This is a genomic window from Parasedimentitalea nitratireducens (genome assembly GCF_057444295.1).
On sequence record NZ_JBYAXC010000018.1, the window covers coordinates 22,841 to 43,422 of the forward strand.

Consider the following 20,582-nt stretch of genomic DNA (forward strand, 5'->3'; position numbering starts at 1 on the left):
TTCTCCTAAGTCTGGTTTTTATGTTCTAGAAAGCGGCCCAACCGCGCCCCGGCGTCCGAGGTGGCAGATTGGATTCCGATGTTTTGCAGGGCGTTGCTGACATCCACGGGGATCTCTTGATCCGGGATTTTCTGGTTCAATACTCCGCCAAATAAGATGGGCAGATCAAGGGATCTCTCCCGCAGCGCAGCCTTCAATTGCTCGCCATATTCCAACGCCATTCCGTTGTGGGTGCTGACAAGTATGGCATCCATGCCGTTCGCTGCATCGGCAACGGCTTGGGGGCTGGCTTCTGCACCCAGATAATTCACCTCGGCCTTGCCGTGCGCCAATAGCCAATTCAGCACGATAATTGCGTGCTCGTGTACATCCGCCGAGGCCAACAGCAACCGCTTACCCTTGAGCCGCTCAATCAACTTGGGGTCCTGAAACGAGGTGAGGCTGTCTTGATACTTGGCGATGGACTGCTGGAAAATATCAGTGGGTACGATGATTTTCCGCCCACGGGCCTCGCCGCTATCAGGTGCCCCTGCCCCAAACCGTTCTTCGAACACCGCTGGGCCTAGCATCTTCAATGTGTACAGCAGCTCCAGCGGGTTTCTAATATCCACTCCAGCCTGTTCCAGCCCCGCCAATGCGTTGTCGAACACCTGTTGGCCGTGTTCCAACATCTTATCGGCAAACAGATGGCTGTCGCTGAAATCCATTCGTGGCAACAGCCGACGCGCCGTCGCCTCAACCCGCTGCCCCAACACCTGTGCTTCAAGGATTTCTTGGGCCGAAGGCGCGCGGATCGCCTCGGTCACCGGCAAGGGCAGCACTGCGTGACCGGTCGGGCAAGCCAGCTGCGCCATGATGTCCCACAACATGTATTCCGCGATCATCGCCCGGTTCTGGTCGAAGTTCCGCGTGAACGAAATAGTGTCGCCATAGAACATCGACCCCAGGCACTCACCCTGATGGATCCGATCCAAGGCGAAAACCCACCCTGCCCGCTTCACCGGGTCCGAGGTGAGTCCGCCAATGCAATGGGACAGCTTCGCCCCCATTAGCTCTTCGACGATATAGCGTTCCAGAAGCGCCCAACCGGCAATGGTGGTACAGTCAAAGAACAACGCACCAAACCCATCCTCAAGATAGGAGTGCAGCATCACGCCTTGGTCGCGGAACTGCGACAGCAATGCGATGGCCTTGGTTGTTTCCACGGCAGTGGCAACTGGGTCTGTCCACCCCGGCGCCTCGTGCGAGAAAAACTGCGACAGGTTCCCAATCGTCGTCACTCCGGCCCGCAACGCATGCACGGTATTGGCGAAGGACGACGGAAACCCAATCATGAAATCGCCCATATGGGGCTGGATTGGGGTCTGCTGGCCAATCTCACGCCAATCCGATGTGGTCTCCAACATAGGGCCTGTTTCAGCTGCCGCCTTGGACCGGACCTGCTCGGGCAGCCCCATACGTCGATCCAGGCAAAGTCCTGCCCGATGCACCTCAGCTCCGGCATTGGCCCCTTCGGTCCACAGAAAATCCAAGGCCTGCGTGGTCAGCCCCCAACTGCCCATGCCAATATGCGCGTGATAGGTGATCTCCCCATCCTTGATGCATTGGCGCTTGAACTCGGCCTCAGAACTCACACCCCACCGATCAAAGGCAGCTGTGCCCCCAATCGTGATATGCTGCGCGGCCTGCTTTGCCTCGGCAAATAGAGATGAAATATCAGGAAGAGGCGTAGAGCGAATGGCCGACATTCGCCCGTCAAAGCTGGCGACCTTCATGAGTTCTCCTCTGAGGAAGCTTTCTCAGCCCCACCCAAACGATCCCGCACCGCGCCCAGCGCATCCGAAAACGCTTGGAACCCATGCCGTTCGGATATTACCCGGTGCCCTTGCTCCGAAATCCCGCCGGGAGTGGCCAATGACTCCCAGATGTCATCAAAACTCACACCGCCCTGAAACTTCGCCATCGCCGCAGCACCGGCAAATGTATCCTGCACCAACTCTCGCGCCACGCCATCCGGCAACCCACTGGTCTTTGCCCATTCATAAGTCTCGCCCATCAGGGCAAAAAGCCAGGCATACAGCGCGCCGGTCAGCGCGGTTGCTGCGGGGAACTGGTTCTCGTCCTCCAGTACATGCACAGAACCTAACTGACTTAAAAAATCCGTCGCAATCTGGTCATCGGGATAAACCAGTGTTGGGCTTTTCTGGATCGACACACAAGACAAGGGCAAGCTGCGAACGGCTTTGGCTGGGGCACAAACCGCTGACAGTGCGGCCAAGTCTACACCCGCAGCCACACTGACAATGGATTGATGTGACAGGAACCGAAGGCTGGACAAAGCAGGCTCAACATCGTCAGGGCGCGTCGCAACCACAATGATATCGGCTTGCTCCACAGCGGCCTGCCTATCACTCGCAAGATGAGTGTTGGGGTCACAGCTCGACAGCTTCAACGCCCGCTCTTGGCTACGCGCCAACAACCATATCTGCGTTGCTTTGTCCGCCTTGCGCAGACCTTGTATCATGTACTCAGCCAAGTGTCCGACGCCGATGAATGCTACTGTCAGTGTCATGCCGATAGCGATCCATATTGATCTTGCGTCACCGGGTGGCAGGCTACTTTGTGTTCCTCCGCAAGTGTCTCCAGTTCAGGGCGATACAGTTTGCACTGAGGTTCCTTTTTCGGACACCGAGTATGAAATGCGCAGCCGCTGGGTGGATCCATCGGATTCGGTATTCCGCCAGACAAGGTGATCCGATCCGTATTTTGATAGCTTGGGTCTGGACGCGGAATCGCTGACAGCAGTGCCTTGCTATAGGGATGCTTGGGCGCGGTGAACAACTGCTCCCACGGGGCCTCTTCAACCACCCGGCCCAGATACATTACCGCCACCCGATCCGCGATATGTTCGACCACTGCCAGATCATGTGAAATAAACAGATAAGACAGCCCCAGATCATCCTGCAGATCCATCAGAAGGTTGATGATCTGCGCCTGCACCGAAACATCCAGCGCCGAAACCGCCTCGTCACAGATAATCAGGTCCGGGTCCAATGACAGTGCCCGTGCAATGCCGATCCGCTGCCGTTGGCCGCCCGAAAACTCATGCGGATAGCGATCACGCTGCGCCGGTCTTAGCCCCACCTTGTCCAGCAACCAATCTGCCCGCTCCCGCGCCTCGGCACGGGTCGCACCGTGCAATCGCATTGGCTCTTCCAACGTGCGCGCCAGAGACATCCGGGGGTTCAGCGATGAGAATGGGTCCTGAAATACCACCTGCACCCGGCGCCGATACTGCATCCGCTCGCGGGCAGGCAACGCAGCAATCTCTTGCTGAGACAGGCCATCAAATATTACCTGCCCCTCGGTGCTCTCTTGCAACCCGCACACCGCCATTCCGGTGGTTGTTTTACCACAGCCGCTTTCACCAACAATCGCCAGCGTCTCGCCTCGATTGATCGAGAAGCTGACATCCTCAACAGCCCGCAAAGGCCTTGATTTAGAGCCGAAATGCACCTTCAGCCCCTTTACGGACAACAGCGGGGTTTCAGGTTTGGTCATGAGGGCACCATCTGGTCTGCGCCTGTGTTTTCGGGCTGGTTTTGGATCAAAGGAAAATGACATCGCACCGAACGCTCAGCGCTATTTTCAGTCAGAGTTGGCGCGACAGACTGGCATTGCGGCTGCGCCATTTCACAGCGATTGCAAAACGCACACCCCGGCGGCAGCTTGGCTGGATCGGGCACCGTGCCAGAAATCTCGGCCAGCCGCTGCCTGCCATATTTTGCCCGCCGCCCCAGCACTGGAACCGACTGCATCAAGGCCTTGGTATAGGGGTGTGCAGGCGCAGCAAAGATCTCGTCCACCCGGCCGGCTTCAACCACCTGACCGGCATACATCACCACCATCTTCTGCGCGGTTTCTGCAATCACTCCCAGATCATGGGTGATCATCAACACCGCGCTGCCAAACTCGGCCCGCAACTGCATGATCAGCTCCATAATCTGGTTCTGTATCGTCACGTCCAGCGCCGTGGTTGGCTCATCCGCAATCAGCATTGCCGGATTGCAGCACAGTGCCATGGCAATCATCACCCGCTGCCGCATGCCCCCGGACAGTTGATGTGGGAAATCCTTCATGCGTCGTTTGGCAGCCGGGATCTGCACCCGTTCCAGCATTGCAATTGCCTGGTTACGGGCCTCCGCCCGGCCCAGCCCCTGGTGCAGTTGAAACACTTCAGAGATCTGACGTCCAATGGGCATCAGTGGGTTTAACGAGCTCATCGGTTCCTGAAAGATCATCGAAATGCGATTGCCACGGATCTTGCGCATCTCAGCTTCAGACAACTGAAACAGATCCTGCCCTTCAAACAAGGCCTGCCCTGCCCGGATGTTTCCAGGCGGCGAGGCAATCAGGCGCAACAGCGATAGCGCGGTCACACTTTTCCCGGACCCGCTTTCACCAACCAATCCAACCACTTCGCCCGGGTTGATGGAAAAGCTGACATCACGCACCACCGGAACTTCGCCAGTTGGGCTGTTAAACCCAACCCGCAAACCGCGCAGATCAAGCAACGGTCCCAGCGACTGTCCAACACCTTTGTCCTGTTGGAATTGCACGGTCATGCTGTGCCTCCACCGCTGTTTTTCAGGGTACTGCGCGGATCAAGAATGTCCCGCAATCCATCACCAAACAAGTTCAGCCCCAGCACGGTCACAAAGATCGCAAGACCCGGAAAGATGGACAGCCAAGGCGCGGTAAAGAACTGATCACGCGCCGAAGACAGCATACCGCCCCAACTAGGTGTCGGCGGCTGCGCACCCAGACCAAGGAAGGACAGCGCCGCCTCCATCAGGATTGCCTCGGCTGCGCCAAGGGTAGCAATCACCAGCACCGGCCCCAACACGTTGGGCATGATCTGGCCAAACATGATGCGGAAATGACCATAGCCCAGCACCCGCGCGGCTTTGACATAGTCGCTCTGCTTGGCTGACAGCACCTGCGCCCGTGTCAGGCGGCAGGAATAAGACCAATTGGTCAGGCCCAGCGCGATGTAAAGATTGATCAATCCTGGCCCCAGCGCAGCCATGATGGCGAGGGCAAAGACCACAACCGGGATCGACAGCATGATATTGGTCAGCCCCATGATCATGTCATCCGCCAGGCCACCCCGGTATCCCGCGATCAGACCTAGGCTGACCCCGATACAGGTGTTCAGCACTTGGGTGATCAAGCCAACACTCAGCGACACCTGCGCGCCGTAAACCACACGCGAAAACACATCACGCCCGTGGGAATCCGTGCCAAATAGATAAGGTAGCCCTGGCGACATTTCAGACCGCATAATGTCGGCATCATGCACCGGATCAAACGGCGCGATAAGCGGCGCAAACACGGCCATCAACACGGCAATGGCGACTATGCTGCCACCAACCAGCAAGTTCTTTTGTCGCATCAAGCGGTGGGTCATCACAGATGTACTCATTTGAACTCGATCCGCGGATTGATGGCGCGATACAGGATATCAACGGCAAGATTGACGATGAGAAATGCCAGAATGATGACGAGCAAACAGCCCTGAGCCACCGGAATGTCGCGCTGAAAGATACTCTCGACCAGCAGCGAGCCCACGCCGGGCCAGGCAAAGACACGCTCGACCACAACCGTCTGCCCCATCAGCGAGCCAAACAGCAAGCCGGCGGTGGTCAGGATCAAAACACAAGCATTGCGGAACACATGACGCAGATTGATGGCGGTCGGATGCAGCCCCTTGGCTCGGGCGGTGCGAATGTAGTCGGTCGACAGAACCTCTATCACCGAGGCCCGCGTGATCCGCGCCAATAGGGCGGCATAGCCCACACCCAAGGTCAGGGCGGGCATGACAAGATTGGCCAATGCCCCGTCACCGTACCCCGATGTTGGCAACAGATTCAGACTAAAGCTCAGCACATACATCATCAGGATGCCCAGCCAGAACTGCGGGATCGACACCCCCGCGACCGAGGCCACCGTTAACCCGATATCCAGCCAGCTGCCTTGCCTGAGTGCAGCAATGAACCCCAATGGAACCCCAATCAAGATCGCGATGCCCAGCGCTGCACAGGCCAGCTTTAGCGTGGCCCCTACCCGGCCAAACACCACCTCGGCTACGTCATACCGACGCAGCATGGATTTCCCCATATCGCCCTGCGCCAAACGGCCCAGGTAATTCGCGTAGCGAACCACCACCGGCTTATCCAGCTCAAAGTCCTTGCGCAGCTGCTCCACCACATCGGCGTCCAGCTCTAGCCGCCCCGCCGTTGCCAGCGCCGCGTTTCCGGGCACCAGGTTCAGCAACAGGAACACGATCAGGGTCACACCAATCACGGTAGGAATGAACTGCAACAGGCGTCGCAGAATAAAAGAGGTCATGGGAGGGCTCGGGTTGTATTCAAGAAAAGGGCTGCGGTGAATAAATCACCGCAGCCAAGCGTGCGGGCCTTACTGGCCAGCCCGAGGAGAGGAGGAATCCACCCAGACGTCTGCGAAATCCTGATACATGATTTCGATCGCAACCGGCTGAATGCCATGCACCCAAGGCTGCACTGCCAGCACCGCCTTGTTGTAGTTGAAGATCCACACAGGTGCGTCGTCCTGGAAGATACGGTCTGCCTGTTGCAGCAGCTTCACCCGCTCGTCCTGATCATTTGTCGTGGCAGCTTGATCCAGCAGCGCGTCATAGTCGGCGTTGTTATAGTGGACATAGTTGCCTGATGTATTGGCAGTGGACGAATGCCAACGGTTCAGAGCCTTCAGCGGGTCAGCACCAGAACCAAACGACCAGATGATGCCCTGATAGTCACCTGCAACCAGACGGTCATACAGGATGCCACCTTCGAGCTGCTGCGTGCTGATCTCAACATTGATGTCATCCAGGAACTGTCCCAGCACCTCGGCCACGCCTACACCGTAGGATTCGTTGGCTGTGCCCAGGATCTCAAGCTTGAAGCCATCCTCGTATCCTGCCTCAGCCATCAGCGCCTTGGCCTTTTCAACGTCATAGCCCAGGCCAGTCGCACTAGGATCAAAGCCTTCGGATGTGGGTGGCAGCCAGCCAATTGGGTCATAGGCCTTACCACGCAGGAACCGCTTGTTGATCGCGCTTTCGTCAATCGCCAATGTCAGCGCCTGACGGACACGTTTATCCGCAAAGGGTTCGAACTCAGGGTTCAGGCTGATCAGGCGGGTAAACATCTCGGCCACTTCAACCAAGTTCTCGCCCAGCGCGGCATCTTGGGTGTACTGCGGGTACTGCGCAGCCTCAACCAAGGTGCTGTCCAGCTCACCCGAACGGAATGCGATGTCGCGTGTTGCACCTTCCTGCATGATGCGGAAGTTCAACTGATTCAGATAGGGTTTGCCCTCTTCATGGTAGCTATCAAACTTGGACAGCGACACATGACTGCCGTTGACCCATTCGTCAAACTTGAACGCGCCACTACCTACAGGGGAAAGACCAAACTTGTCACCTGCAGCCTCAACCTCTTCGCTTGGAACAATGGCTGTGCCGGGCTGATAGAAATAGTAGGCCGGGTTCACACGGCTGTTCAGTGTGACCGAAAACTCATGATCACTGATCCGAGTGATTCCAGAAATGCTGTCAGCTTCGCCGTTCTTAAACACTTCGGTGCCCGCAACGATTTCTATGTGGCCAGCATTTGGGCTAACCGGCTTCATCGACAACATACGCTGCCATGACCAGATCACATCATCCGCAGTCATCTCGCGGCCATTGTGGAACATGATGCCCGAGTGCATCTTGTAGGTATATGTCAGCCCGTCATCCGAGATCGAAGTCACTTCGACCAGTTCGGGGTTCGGGCGGTTCTCTTCACTGTCCCACTGGTACAGGCTTTGGAAGATGTTGCTTGTTACCAGCAGATCCTGCTGTTTGCTGGTCATATGCGGATCCAGCGACAGGATGCTTCCGTCATAGGGCGCAACAAAGTTGAATGTGCCCCCTTGCTCGGCGGCATAGGCGGATGTTGCCAACCCGCCCGCTGCACCAATGCAGGCGACGGTGGACAGCAGTGTAAGTACTTTTCTAAATTTCATTTCAATCTCCATGTCAGCAGCAATGCGGGGACATCTTCGAGAGAGGTTTTCGCCTCTTCCTTGCCCCCGTCCTCCGCCAGCCAAAATACCCAAGTACCGCCAACGGTTGGAGGGACAGTAGGAGGCGGATTTGATTCGGTCAACAACCATAAATACAATTTGATTTCTAATTTTTATATTATCGTTTGGCAACAATATGATAGACAGACCACTTGCTGACAAATGCCATATTGCCGAGGCCATTTTCGACGCCGAAATCTATACAGTTGTGCCTTTCAAGCATTTCAAGTGATGAAGATGCTTGAAATACCGCGCCAAGATCGTGATTGATCAGGGCAACCAAGCACCAAGGATTGGATTGTGCGATGACAGACTATGCGGTCGAAAAACCTCTGCTAACCTCCATCCCAGTTACAGGCAGCTCATCGGTGTTTCCAGTGCGCCGGATCTATTGCATTGGTCGGAACTTCGCAGAGCACGCCATTGAAATGGGTCATGATCCTGATCGCGAACCTCCGTTTTTCTTTCAAAAGAACCCAGATAACGCCAATTCGTCTGGGCAGTTTCCCTACCCAGCCAAATCCACCAACGTTCACTTTGAAGTCGAGTTGGTTGTCGCTCTCAAGTCTGGCGGAACCAACATAGCACTCAACGATGCGCTTGACTGTGTCTTTGGCTATGGCGTTGGTCTGGATATGACACGCCGCGACCTGCAAGGCGAAATGAAGAAAGCCGGCCGCCCCTGGGAAATTGGCAAAGCCTTTGAACACAGCGCCCCGATGACACCAATCAGCCCCATTGCCGAAACAGGCCACCCCAGCTCTGGTCAAATCGAGCTTCGGGTAAACGAAGAACAGCACCAAATTGGGGATCTCAACCAGATGATCTGGAAAGTGCCCGAAATGATTAGCTACCTATCCGAGTACTACGAGATCGCGGCTGGGGATTTGATAATGGCTGGCACCCCGGCGGGCGTCGGCGCCGTCACGCGCGGCGATGTCATGACAGGCTCGGTCCAAGGTGTCGGAGAGCTAACAGTCACTGTTGTGTAAACAGCCCTTCATCTGCTGGCCTGTGCACCATGGGCCTTCAGCTCCGCCTCTGCCTCGGCCCAGGCCTGTGTCAAAGGGGCAACCGAAAGCGGCGCCCCCTCTTCTGAACCTTCAATCTCAAGCAAGCTGCGACGCAGCGCATCCAAACCCAAAATGGCTGCGGACCCTGCCAATCGATGCGCCTCGTCGCGTTGTGCGTTAGTCGCGGCAGAGACCATTTTCAAATCGTCAAGGAATTTGGTCACTTCCGTGCAGAATGCTCCAAGGAAGCCCATCGCGCGTTCGGCCCCCAGTGCCTCGGTAAACTGGTCAATGTCTGACTTGTCAGCGTCTTGAGGCAGCCAAGCGCCGGCGTGACGTGTCACCAATTTTCCCAACTCAAACCGACTGATGGGCTTGGTCACTACTTCGGCAAATCCTGTCTTCAGAATACGGGCATGATCATCAGCAGCCGCATGGGCGGTCAAAGCAACAATTTCAACTCCCTCGGCCAGTTTTTGTTCACGGATCCGGCGACTCGCCTCGATGCCGTCGACCCCGGGCATACTGATGTCCATCAGGATCAGATCAAACTGCCCCTCAACTGCGGCTTGCACCGCTTCTGCACCACCTTCGGCCGCAACAACCCTATGCCCCAAACGTTCGAGCATCTTTGCCAATAGCAGCCGGTTAATATCGTTGTCTTCTGCAACAAGTATACGTTTCGCAGTTGCTGTCTCAGCATGCTGGTTCGAAACACTTTTTGAATCCATTATCGCCACCGGAAGCGGTAAAGAAACCCGAAATTGGCTTCCCTTGCCCTGCTCGCTTTCTGCCTCTATCTCTCCTCCCAATGCGTCTACGATACGCCGCGTGATCGCAAGCCCCAATCCGGTCCCCTCGCTGGTGCGGCCATAGCTGGGGTCCAGCGTAACAAAGTCCTCAAAGATGCGTTCCAGATCACCTGCAGCAATTCCTTCCCCGGTATCACTGACCAGAAACTCGACCCGAGACTCATCAAGCAGACGCTTAACCCGAACTGAAACGATACCATTCACGGTGAATTTCAAGGCATTTCCAATCAGGTTCAGGATGACCTGTTGGATCTGGTGGGGGCGTCCCGTTACATTGACCTCACCAGCCAAGTCACAACTCAATTCAAGCGAGTTTCCATTGATCTGAGCGTTTGCCTTCTGGCTATCGACCAGCCCGCGCATCAGATCCCCGAGGTCAAAAGATCGGGATTGTTCTGATACGGCACCTGCCTCTAGCCTGGATAGCTCTAACACCTCGTTGACATGGTGTAACAACAGCTCCCCCGAAACGCGCATCGCATGTACATAGCTATGCTGCTCGGCCGTCACCCCAGATGCATCAAGCAGTTCCAATGAACCCAGCACCCCACTTAAGGGTGTTCGCATTTCGTGACTCATGACGGTAAGTAAATTTTCCTTCGCCCGCGCCCCGGCCAAAGCTTCGTCACGGGCACGGGTCAGTTGAGCTTCTGCCTCAATACGATCAGAGATATCCCGCAAAAAACTGACAAATACGATATCTTCCCCCGAATGGCTCAGCGCCACAGACAGCTCCACTGGAAAAATCTCCCCAGATTTACGCTTTGCCTCCAGCCGTACACGCCCCTGATCCATAAACGCCGCTTCACCGGTTTGAAGGTATCGTTCAAACCCAAGTGAATGCTTTTCGCGCAGATGATCCGGGACAATCAAATCAACCATATCCTGACCTATTGCCTCATCCTTCGAATAGCCAAAAACAGCTTCGGCAGCCCCGTTAAAGGAAACGATTTTCCCGTTGGCGTCCAACACAAGAATGGCGTCTAAGGATGACGTCACCATCGCCTTCATTCGCGCGGCTGATGCGTCACTAGCGGCGGCCAATGCCTGACTTCGATAGTACAACCTGCCAATCATAAAAGCCGTAATGATCAACGCAGCAAGAAGCGCCAAGACCACCCAGCCCAACAACCGAAGAGTTTCCACCATACCCCGCCGTTTTGCATCCGCTTCCTGCGAATACACCGCCACCCCAAGCAGTGTCATCGTACGCACATCACGCGCGTTTTCCTCCAACTCCTTGGTGACATCTGACAGCGCAATACGCAGTTCCAGATCCGCCCCATCAATGAGTGGCACAAGTCGGTCCAATCGGCTCTGGATCCGGGACAGCGTTTCCTCTCCCTCACCCTTCGAACGAACGGTAGCAAACAGCGGACTTTCATGCAGAATGACCATACGACTGTAGAAGATATCAAATTTCCGCCGCAGGGGCTCCAGGCTTTCACCATCTTCTGCCCGATGCGCTGCTGCCTGCATTTGCAGATGCTCGACTTCGCCCTGAGATAGGTTCCACTGCACGTTGTCGGTGGTCGCGACTGACAAATCATGCAGCTTGCGCAGCACTTCGCGGCCCAGAAACACCGACATAATCAGCAACACGCTTAGTACAACCGAGGCAGTAACGATAGCTGGTTTGGGTGCAGAGTGAGCAGGCTTATCCCGCACTGGCTTCGCCTTTCTTTAGCTTAAAGGTTTCACGGTAAGACGCACCAGTTGCCAGACGCTTTGGGAAAATATCTCCTCCGTCTTGTAGTCTCGATTGCTGTCATAGGGATACACAATCCACAACGGCCCCTTGTCACGTGTCGACATGGGCGCACCATTGCGTTCATAGGCGATGATAGGCCCACCCTCGACCGCATTTGATACAGGGATTTCAACAATATAATCATTGATCGCCTGCGCTTGGAGTGTACCGCCAGAGATGCCCAGATGATCAAGCAACACAGCCAAGGATACGCCTTTGAACGACTGTTCGCCATCAGTCCATATTGTTTCGGTTTCAAATGTTACGGCTGGGAAATTCTGCAACTCTAGCATGTTGAAAGTGACTGTTGATATCTCTGACACCTCCCCTGCTGTGAGGGTCAGAATATCCACATGCAATACAACAACGTCGTCATGGCTTTGTGCCGACGCGGTGCCAAACATAGCAAAAAACACGAGCACAATCACTCTCAGCACGTTTCTCCAATGGTGTATTCCGGCGTTCTTTGTCATCATAAACAGACCTATCGTTGCAAGGTTGGCACGGCATTTCCGGTACCCAGCCATTCGGCATGCCAAACAGCCGCACGACTTGGCCCGGATTTCCCTATTGAAATGATGCAGAGGCGGTTTCCGTCAATGTGTCAGTGAAAATCCCGACTCGGAAATAGACGCTTAGCCTGTTCCCGAGGATGCCGGGCACTTGGAGGCTGACGCGACGGGCGCGGGGCGTCATCGGCTTGGGGCTGGGTGATGCCAATGGCGTTGTCTAATGGATGCCCCAGATCCGAGAGCATATGCGACATGTCTTCAATCTCTTGCGCGATCACATGCACCACGATGCCTTCGCGCTGCAAATACCCCGTGACCTGCAACAGCCGCCCACCCATGACAATCCGCCGGTATGTCTCATAGACCTTGGGCCAGACCACCACATTCGACACCCCGGTTTCATCCTCCAGCGTCAGAAAGATCACACCAGACGCGGTGCCGGGTCGTTGGCGGGTAATGACCAGACCACAGACCGAAACCCTACCCAGCGGCGCCGTTGGCAAGGTTGCATGTGCGGTCAACCCTGGAACCTTTGGCCGGATCAGCTCCATCGGGTGCGCCCGCAGTGACAACCGCATAGCCACATAGTCCTCAACCACTTCTTCGCCCAGATGCATCGCAGGCAGAACCACATCAGGCTCATTGAGCCCCTCGCCCTCGATCGGGTCGTTAAACAGCGGCAGTGGTGCCTGCCCCCGGATCGCCTTGACCCGCCACAACGCATTGCGTCGCCCCAATCCCATATCCGCAAAGGCATCCGCCTCGGCCAACCTCTCCAGCACGGCAGGCTTAACACCCGCCCGCAGCCACAGACTTTCGGGATCCCGATAGCCATTGCCGCGTGCCGCCACGATCCACCCTGCGTCCTCTTCGCGAAATCCCTTGATCTGACGAAAGCCCAACCGCAGGGCCAGCGCACCATCAGGGCGATGTTCCAGATGGCAATCCCAGCCGCTGTTGTTGACACAGATGGGGCGGGTTTCGATCCGATGTTCACGCGCATCCCGCACGATCTGGGCGGGCGCATAAAACCCCATCGGCTGAGAGTTCAGCAGCGCACAGGCAAAGGCCGCCGGGTGATGGCATTTCAGCCAGGCACTGACATAGGCCAGCATGGCAAAGGCCGCCGCATGGCTTTCGGGGAACCCATATTCAGCGAACCCCTCGATCTGAGAAAAGCAGCGCGCTGCAAATTCGGTATCATAGCCATTTGCAAGCATGCCGTTGATGAACTGATCGCGAAACGTGCCAATGGTGCCCATCCGTCGAAACGTCGCCAGCGACCGGCGTAGCCGGTCGGACTCTTCCGGCGTGAACCCAGCCGCCACCACAGCGATCTGCATCGCCTGTTCCTGAAACAGCGGCACCCCAAGCGTTTTGCCCAGAACCCCCTCCAACTCGGCCGAGGGAAAGCTGACCGGCTCTAGCCCCTGCCGACGTTTCACATAGGGCTGTACCATCCCGCCCTGAATGGGGCCGGGGCGCACAATCGCCACCTCGATCACCAGATCATAGAATTCGCGCGGCTTCATCCGGGGCAGGAAATTCATCTGCGCCCGGCTTTCCACCTGGAACACTCCAACCGCATCGGCCACGCACAGCATGTCATAGGTGGCCGGGTCGTCTTGTTGCACAGAGGCAATGCTAAGTTGCTCACCCCCGTGTTTGGCGATCAGATCAAAACACTTACGAATGCAGGTCAACATGCCAAGGCTCAGAATATCGACCTTCAGAATCCCCAGCGCATCGATGTCATCCTTGTCCCACTCGATCACCGTGCGGTCATCCATCGCGGCGTTTTCAATCGGGCACATCTCGTCCAGCCGGTCCTTGGTGATGACAAAACCGCCAACATGCTGCGACAAATGACGAGGGAAGCCGATAACCTCACCAATCAGTCGGATGGTCTGGGCCAGCCGCTGGTCGTTCATGTCCAGCCCCAGCTCGCGCACCCGCTCAGGATCAGCCCCACCGTTGGACATCCCCCAAATCTGTCCTGACAGGTTGGCCGTCACATCCTGCGACAGCCCCATCACCTTACCCACCTCACGAATGGCCGCTCGGGACCGGAAATGGATCACCGTTGCGCACAGCCCCGCCCGATGACGGCCATAGCGTTCATATATATGCTGGATCACCTCTTCGCGGCGCTCGTGTTCAAAATCCACGTCGATATCCGGTGGCTCCCCCCGGTGTTCCGAGATGAACCGCTCCACCACCATGGTAATGGTTTCCGGGCTGACATCGGTGATCCCCAGCAGATAACACAGGATCGAGTTCGCCGCCGACCCGCGCCCCTGACACAGGATCCCCTTGGATTTGGCAAACTGCACAATGTCATGCACGGTCAAAAAATAAGCCGGGAATTTCAGCTTGGCGACCAGAGCCAGTTCCTTTGCAACCTGTGCCTTAGCCCGGTCAGGTGCCCCATGTGGATAGCGCCGTTTCAGCCCTTCTTTGGCCAATCGCGCCAGCCGCTCCTGCGGGGCTTCATCCCCTGTAATCTCATCCGGGTATTGATAGGACAGCTCGCTCAGATCAAAGCTGCACCGTGCGGCAATCTCCAGACCACGCCGGATCGCCGCCGGATGATTGCGAAACATCCGCGTCATGTCTGCCGCGCCTTTTAGGCGACGCTCGGCATTGGGCAGCGCCCGTGTGCCGATCTGATCAATGGTGATGTGGTGACGCATACAGGTGAGCACATCCGCCAGTTGACGGCGCTTACCGTGGTGCATCAGAGCATCGCCAAGCGCCACCATCGGCGCAGCGGTTCGATGCGCCAGTCCTGCGATATGCTCCAGATAGGCCTGATCGCTGCCGTCGTAACGTGGCGCTGCGCCCAGAAACACATGGCCGGGATACTGCCGCACCATTCTTTGCACCTGTTGGATCACCCTTCCCACATGGCATCCCGCCTGCGGCACCGCAATCAGGATGCACCCGGCGGCACCGGCCAGCAGGTCCGCCATATCCAGATGGCATTCTCCCTTGGGCGCACGGCGTTTGCCAAGGGTCAACAGACGGCTCAGCCGTGCATAGGCAGGCCGATCCTGCGGCAGGGCAACCCAGTCCACCGAACTATTACGCAAACACAGGCGCGTGCCGACAATCAGCTTAGGCCAGGAGACAGGTCCCTCCATCTCCTCCTCTGCCGTACGGCGCAATTCCTTGAGCGCGGAATATGCCCGCACCACACCCGCCAGTGAGTTCCGGTCAGTAATCGCAATCGCGGCCAGATCCAACTCCACCGCGCGCGCAATCATCTCCTCGGGGTGCGAGGCGCCAGTTAGAAAGGTAAAGTTGCTGGTCACACACAACTCGGCATAGCCATCTGTAACAGGAGCCTGCGGATATTCTTCTCGACCCGTGCTCATGCAAACTCCCCCTGCACAAACCATCCCGGGTTCTGCGGCGTATAGAACATCCACAACCGCCGCCCCTGTGTGGTGTCCACCTTCCAATAGTCCCGCACCCCCGACCGCCAGTTGTCATCCGACAGCCACCATTCCGGCGCGATGCGTTCCGGCCCAGTTGCCCGCCCAGTGGTCAACGACATCCGCCGCCAGCGGAATGCGCGCGGTGGGGTCTGCCCATTAGCCTCAATCGGCTCGGGCGAAAACAACAACAAGGGGCGTGGACGCGAACAGTCCCACCCTTCCTCGGGGCTGGAATAGGCTGCCGGAGCAATCAGAAAACTGCGTTCCGGGATATGACTATCCGCCGGAAGGAACCGCTGGATGTTCTCCAGTCCAATCCGAGCTCCAATCCGCGTGATCAGATCCTCCAAGCCGCTGCGATCATCGCGACGGATATGGCGCACCTGCTCGGGCGGCAGCGCCTCAACTCGAACCGCCTGTAGCCGCATCTGATCAATGCCAAACCCGGCATCCACCTCACCAATACCCCGCTCAAACAGGGGCAGCATACGGGCGGCATCGCGCATGGGGCTGGCCAGCCGCAGCTCCACCTGCTGGCTGGCCTGATCCACCCGCCGCAAGCTCAGCACCAGAACCCGCGCGCCCTGCTCGTGGCGGTTCAGCTTGGCACAGAGCTGCTCCAGCAGCCGCCCCACGCCCGCCATGACATCCCCAGCCAGCCCAATCGGATCGGGAAAGCTCATCCGCACGCCAAAATGCGGCGCATCCCGCTGTGGAGATATCTCCTCGAGCTGTACCCCCAACGCCTGATCCAGCCGCAACAACACCTCACTCCCAAAGCGACGAGTCAGAGTGGACCTTGGAAAATCCTGCAGATCCGAAATCCGACGCAGCCCCAGCCGCTGCAGGGCAACGCAGATTTTCTCTTCCAGCCGCAGCGCCGCGACTGGTAGCTTTGCCAGACGCTTTTGTGCCTCACCAGGCTCAGCAATGCCCTCGCCAAAATGCGCCAGCGCCCAGGCTGCCCCCCGCGTATCCCCCAATCCGATCCGAACGCTCAACCCCGCACGGGTCAACCGCCGCCGCAAATCATCCAGCATCGCGGCCTCCCCGCCAAACAGATGCGCCGAGCCGCTGACATCCAGGGTCAGCCCATCCCGCCCCTCGAATCCGACCCAGGGGCAATAGCGTTTGGCCCAACGTGCCAAGGTGTTCAGAAACAGCTGATCGACCTGTATCTCCACAGGCTGACTTTGCAGGTCCTGACAAAACGCACGCGCATCTGCCAAAGGCATGCCCCGATGCAGCCCCTGTGCCTCGGCCTGCGCATTCAGGCAATACAACCGGTCTGCGCTTTTCTGATGCAATGTCAGCGCAAAAGGCGCATCAACCGGACGTGCACGCAGAACCCTGTCGCTGGGCAGTCTCGGAAACCACAATGACACGACTCGTTTTTGCATCCCTGCGCAGGGTCCACCCGTTTAATGTTCCTGTTTTGTTCTTGATAATTTCCCAGCGCATCAGAGTCGAGTCCCCAGCCTCAAAAACCGGTTCACAGCGCCACCGGCTCTCGGCCGCATTGCTGCCCATGCCCTCGGGAATGATACACAGCCCCGTTGACTTTCCGGCCTCCGCCGCCAATTGCAACCGCCGTCCCGCCAAGAGGCTCAGCGGCTTGCTCAGCTCCATCACAACCAGGGAAACGGCCCCTGACCGCAGCGCCTCTTCGGCACTGGCCAGCCCGTCAACTTGATCTTTAACCTTGGCAACCAACAGATTTTGCGGCGAAAAATAGCCCCCAAACCCAACGGGGTTAATCTGCGTTGTCGGCCAGTCCTCTGCTATCCACAAAACACTGGCCCGCATCTGCCCAGCCAAAGCAAAGGCAAAAGCCTGTGCCCCAGCCCCGCAAACTTCGTGCGTTCGCGCCTGGCGCAACGGAAAATTTCTTACAAAGGAATCTGGCATGTAGGCAATTGTATATAGGAGACGCCCATGAAGGAACTCCCCATTTTCGCCCAGCTACGCCTATTGCCCAAGGATCAAGCCGCTGTTTGAAACTACTACGCTGTTCAAAGCAAACATCATTCGAGCCCAACGCCACCCCCGCCGAGGCGCGGTTTAACATGTTGTTATGTGGTGATATTTTTTTGGTTGCGGGAGCTGGATTTGGCCTTTGCCGAACAAGGGTCGTTTTAGGTGAATAGTAAGCGTCCCCATTTCAGCTTGCTGGGAAGGGGGCGGTGTCCGATCACATCGAGACTAATTCACGTTAGGCAACCGCCTGCCTGTCACAAAGGGCGGATTGCCCACCTTAGCTGCGATCCCCTCCAAGGGCCGCCATGCGCAGCGGTTTCAACTGGTCCACGCAACACACGCTTGGAAACGCTCTGCACAGCCGACTTTGGCTCCTTTGTTGGACATCGTCGACGCTAAGGTTCCTTGAGAAAGCCTCTATCCCCATACGGTGACCTTAGTGTGCTGGCTCGCCCTAAAAATATACATTGCCTTCAGGATTATCTCGATAATACCCCTGTAATACAAACAGGCCTTGAGAAAGCACGGCCAACTGAAAATACCCCTCTCGAGGGCAGGTTTTTAGGTTCGTTCTCACTATATGTTCGAAACGATACAGTTCTCGAGTGACTTCGATAGGAAAGTCATTTTCAGCAATGAACCCCGCAATATCGTCGGGGTGATAAAAAGGTGTTCCAGGTAAGTCTGACGCCGTGAGCCCTTGCTTCATAAAATAGGCAGCCGTTTCTAACTGGCCCGGAACATAGATTTTGGTGGCCATTTGATGCTTCACCACCTGTCGACTTAACAGCACGGCTAAGCGAGCAAGAGAACTAGAAAGCCCAGCCACTGCAACAACACCCCAAAAGAACGGAATGTACTGAGGGGTCAACCCCGCAACTCGAGAACCAGCAACTAACGAAACGACAACTAAAATGCCAAGGATGCCATGCAAAAGGCAAGAACCCACAGCCTTCAGAAATGACTGTAACATCGCCTCATTTTTCCCAGCCTTTACACGGAGAAATTCTGCATCACCTGCATACTCTGAAACTGACCACTGATATTTTCTGGCGTATGAGTATAGCTTCGTCTGCAAGTCGGCAGGTAATGAATTCCACTGGCTTTCTATCACCTTACATTCGCTCCTTTGTTGGACGCCCTACCCTAAGCGGACCTACCCGGTTTGGACAACAGAGGTCCGAGGTGCGAACGTTGCCGTCATCCGTGAGGATGGAGAGAATGGCTGCTTTCTAGACAGATCGAAAGTAGATGGCTTAAGGAAACTGGTCTAAGAAGTGCAGAAATCTGACAACAGTTCCCATCCAACTGTATCGACACCGACTGGAAACGAAATGAACGCTGAAAAAGTAATAACAGAATATCAGTCATCGCTTCGAGCCTTCCTGTTATCTCGAATGCGCAATCCATCGGATGTCGAGGATGTTTTGCAGGATGCCCTGATCAAGACTTTTCAGAAACTGCACACGCTTAAATCTGAAGATAAAATCAAGCCCTGGTTGTTTCAGATCACACGGAACGCAATGATGGATCATTATCGCAGCAAGAGCCGAGGCGCGTCAGCGTCGGCGGATGACCTCTGGTACGTTGAACAGAACGAAACAACTGAACATGCCTTTGAAGGATGTGTCGAACCATTCCTGGACGCGCTTCCTAGCGATATAGGCGATCTTCTTCGTGCTGTTGAGATTCACGGCGTGTCACAAAAAGAGTATGCGGAGAGACTTGGCATTAGTTACTCAACACTCAAATCCCGTGTTCAAGCGAGCCGGAAGCAACTGCGCCAGTTGTTCGAGCAATGTTGCGATATTGCGTTCGCAGCGGACGGGTCGGTTCTGGACTACTCTAGGAATTCTCCGGGTTGCGATAGCTGCTAAACACCCGGTATCGGCGCTGACAAAAAAATCCGCCGATGTTCGTCTTTTCCAGATGTCGCGCGTCTCACTTGTAGACATCGACATTGAAAGGACAAACCGATGATCAAAATCGTAAGCTTCAAGATCTGCCCCTTCGTCCAGCGTGTTACAGCTTTGCTGGAAGCAAAGAACGTGCCCTATGACATCGAATTCATCAGCCTCAGCGACAAACCGCAATGGTTTTTGGACATTTCTCCGACCGGGCAGGTGCCATTGCTGATCACTGAAGCGGGCGAAGCGCTTTTTGAGAGCGACGCCATTGTCGAATACATCGAAGAAGTCACGCCGCCCCTTGTTGTCGGCGTCTCTCCAGTTCAGCGTGCACAAGACCGTGCGTGGAGTTATCAGGCGTCCAAACACTACTTGGTTCAATGCAGCACCATGCAAAGCAAGGACAAATCCATCTTAGCTGAACGTGAAGCCAAGCTGACCAAAGCTTTTGAGAAAGCGGAACGACAACTAGGTGAAGGACCATTCTTCAACGGTGATATACTCGGGAATGTGGATATTGCCTGGCTTCCGCTGCTCCACAGGGCACAAATCGTTAAAGAGCATACGGGCTATGACTTCTTTACCGACTATCCAAAAGTCCGTGCCTGGCAGTCTGCTTTGGCTGGCACTGGCCTCTATGTCCAATCCGTCGCAGATGACTTTGAAGAGAAGTTTTCGGACTTTTATCTCGCCGACCGAACGTTCCTTGGGCGTGGCGCTGACTTTTCGGAATCTGTTCCTGAAGCGCCGCAACAGAAGGCAGCAAGTTGCTGCGGCTAACTAATGCTGCAGGTCATCTCTTCTGATGACCTGCACGTTTTCCATTGCCGACATTGGAGCAAAGTGCAGCATCCATCACTTTGGGCTCGGATCTGACCTTCGCCGCGCTACCCGTCAAGGTCTCCTTTGTTGGACAGCATGAAACAGCCGCCTACCTTAATCTTACCCCTTCAACACTCACGGGGCGGCGGTCCGCTATGGGTAAGTATAACTCCCCTAGGTGGACCGCATTCCTTC

Annotated in this window: 16 protein-coding genes; 3 read left to right on the forward strand and 13 right to left on the reverse strand. The window is 56.1% G+C overall.

The genetic code is table 11. The features are described from left to right. Positions 1 to 5: 5 nt before the first annotated feature. The 7 genes from AC2T28_RS23445 to AC2T28_RS23475 form a co-directional block, all read right to left on the reverse strand. Positions 6 to 1,775 (reverse strand): hypothetical protein, encoded by a 1,770-nt coding sequence (locus AC2T28_RS23445; RefSeq protein ID WP_486751034.1) that lies wholly within the window; start codon positions 1,773 to 1,775, stop codon positions 6 to 8. Further along, a complete protein-coding gene (locus AC2T28_RS23450) occupies positions 1,772 to 2,572 on the reverse strand; it encodes a pyrroline-5-carboxylate reductase family protein (protein ID WP_486751035.1) in 801 nt (266 codons plus the stop codon). The genes AC2T28_RS23445 and AC2T28_RS23450 overlap by 4 nt, the downstream gene beginning before the upstream one ends. Next, positions 2,569 to 3,561, reverse strand: a complete 993-nt coding sequence (locus tag AC2T28_RS23455) for an ABC transporter ATP-binding protein (RefSeq protein ID WP_486751036.1) — start codon at positions 3,559 to 3,561, stop codon at positions 2,569 to 2,571. The genes AC2T28_RS23450 and AC2T28_RS23455 overlap by 4 nt, the downstream gene beginning before the upstream one ends. Then, on the reverse strand, positions 3,558 to 4,625 hold the full coding sequence (locus AC2T28_RS23460; protein WP_486751037.1) for an ABC transporter ATP-binding protein: 1,068 nt from the start codon (positions 4,623 to 4,625) through the stop codon (positions 3,558 to 3,560). The genes AC2T28_RS23455 and AC2T28_RS23460 overlap by 4 nt, the downstream gene beginning before the upstream one ends. Continuing rightward, positions 4,622 to 5,485 carry an ABC transporter permease gene (locus AC2T28_RS23465; RefSeq protein WP_486751038.1) on the reverse strand — a complete coding sequence of 288 codons (864 nt, stop codon included), beginning with the start codon at positions 5,483 to 5,485 and terminating at the stop codon, positions 4,622 to 4,624. Before AC2T28_RS23465 ends, AC2T28_RS23460 begins: the two co-directional genes overlap by 4 nt. Beyond that, entirely contained in the window at positions 5,482 to 6,411 is a 930-nt protein-coding gene (locus AC2T28_RS23470) for an ABC transporter permease (RefSeq protein ID WP_486751039.1), read from the reverse strand. Before AC2T28_RS23470 ends, AC2T28_RS23465 begins: the two co-directional genes overlap by 4 nt. 69 nt (positions 6,412 to 6,480) lie before the next feature. Then, a complete protein-coding gene (locus AC2T28_RS23475) occupies positions 6,481 to 8,094 on the reverse strand; it encodes an ABC transporter substrate-binding protein (protein ID WP_486751040.1) in 1,614 nt (537 codons plus the stop codon). 365 nt (positions 8,095 to 8,459) lie between these two features. On the opposite strand from AC2T28_RS23475, the gene AC2T28_RS23480 reads away from it, so the two are divergent. Further along, positions 8,460 to 9,146 carry a fumarylacetoacetate hydrolase family protein gene (locus tag AC2T28_RS23480; RefSeq protein WP_486751041.1) on the forward strand — a complete coding sequence of 229 codons (687 nt, stop codon included), beginning with the start codon at positions 8,460 to 8,462 and terminating at the stop codon, positions 9,144 to 9,146. 8 nt (positions 9,147 to 9,154) lie between these two features. On the opposite strand, the gene AC2T28_RS23485 is transcribed toward AC2T28_RS23480, so the two are convergent. From AC2T28_RS23485 to AC2T28_RS23510, 6 genes are all read right to left on the reverse strand, one after another. Then, entirely contained in the window at positions 9,155 to 11,647 is a 2,493-nt protein-coding gene (locus AC2T28_RS23485; protein WP_486751042.1) for a hybrid sensor histidine kinase/response regulator, read from the reverse strand. Between the two features lie 15 nt (positions 11,648 to 11,662). Beyond that, positions 11,663 to 12,202 carry a putative pterin-binding protein gene (locus tag AC2T28_RS23490; protein ID WP_486751043.1) on the reverse strand — a complete coding sequence of 180 codons (540 nt, stop codon included), beginning with the start codon at positions 12,200 to 12,202 and terminating at the stop codon, positions 11,663 to 11,665. Positions 12,203 to 12,333: 131 nt separating this feature from the next. Beyond that, positions 12,334 to 15,618: an error-prone DNA polymerase gene (locus tag AC2T28_RS23495; RefSeq protein ID WP_486751044.1), complete on the reverse strand. Its 3,285-nt coding sequence runs from the start codon at positions 15,616 to 15,618 to the stop codon at positions 12,334 to 12,336. Further along, complete coding sequence (locus tag AC2T28_RS23500) at positions 15,615 to 17,081, reverse strand: Y-family DNA polymerase (RefSeq protein ID WP_486751045.1); 1,467 nt, start codon at positions 17,079 to 17,081, stop codon at positions 15,615 to 15,617. The genes AC2T28_RS23495 and AC2T28_RS23500 overlap by 4 nt, the downstream gene beginning before the upstream one ends. Further along, positions 17,008 to 17,487 (reverse strand): ImuA family protein, encoded by a 480-nt coding sequence (locus AC2T28_RS23505; protein WP_486751046.1) that lies wholly within the window; start codon positions 17,485 to 17,487, stop codon positions 17,008 to 17,010. Before AC2T28_RS23505 ends, AC2T28_RS23500 begins: the two co-directional genes overlap by 74 nt. A gap of 625 nt (positions 17,488 to 18,112) precedes the next feature. After that, positions 18,113 to 18,772, reverse strand: coding sequence for a hypothetical protein (locus tag AC2T28_RS23510; protein WP_486751047.1), 660 nt, complete (start codon positions 18,770 to 18,772; stop codon positions 18,113 to 18,115). 220 nt (positions 18,773 to 18,992) lie between these two features. Here AC2T28_RS23510 and sigZ point away from each other — a divergent pair, with 220 nt between their 5' ends. Next, complete coding sequence (sigZ, locus tag AC2T28_RS23515) at positions 18,993 to 19,535, forward strand: RNA polymerase sigma factor SigZ (protein ID WP_486751048.1); 543 nt, start codon at positions 18,993 to 18,995, stop codon at positions 19,533 to 19,535. A gap of 99 nt (positions 19,536 to 19,634) precedes the next feature. After that, positions 19,635 to 20,345 carry a glutathione S-transferase family protein gene (locus AC2T28_RS23520; RefSeq protein WP_486751049.1) on the forward strand — a complete coding sequence of 237 codons (711 nt, stop codon included), beginning with the start codon at positions 19,635 to 19,637 and terminating at the stop codon, positions 20,343 to 20,345. The last annotated feature ends 237 nt before the right edge of the window (positions 20,346 to 20,582 follow it).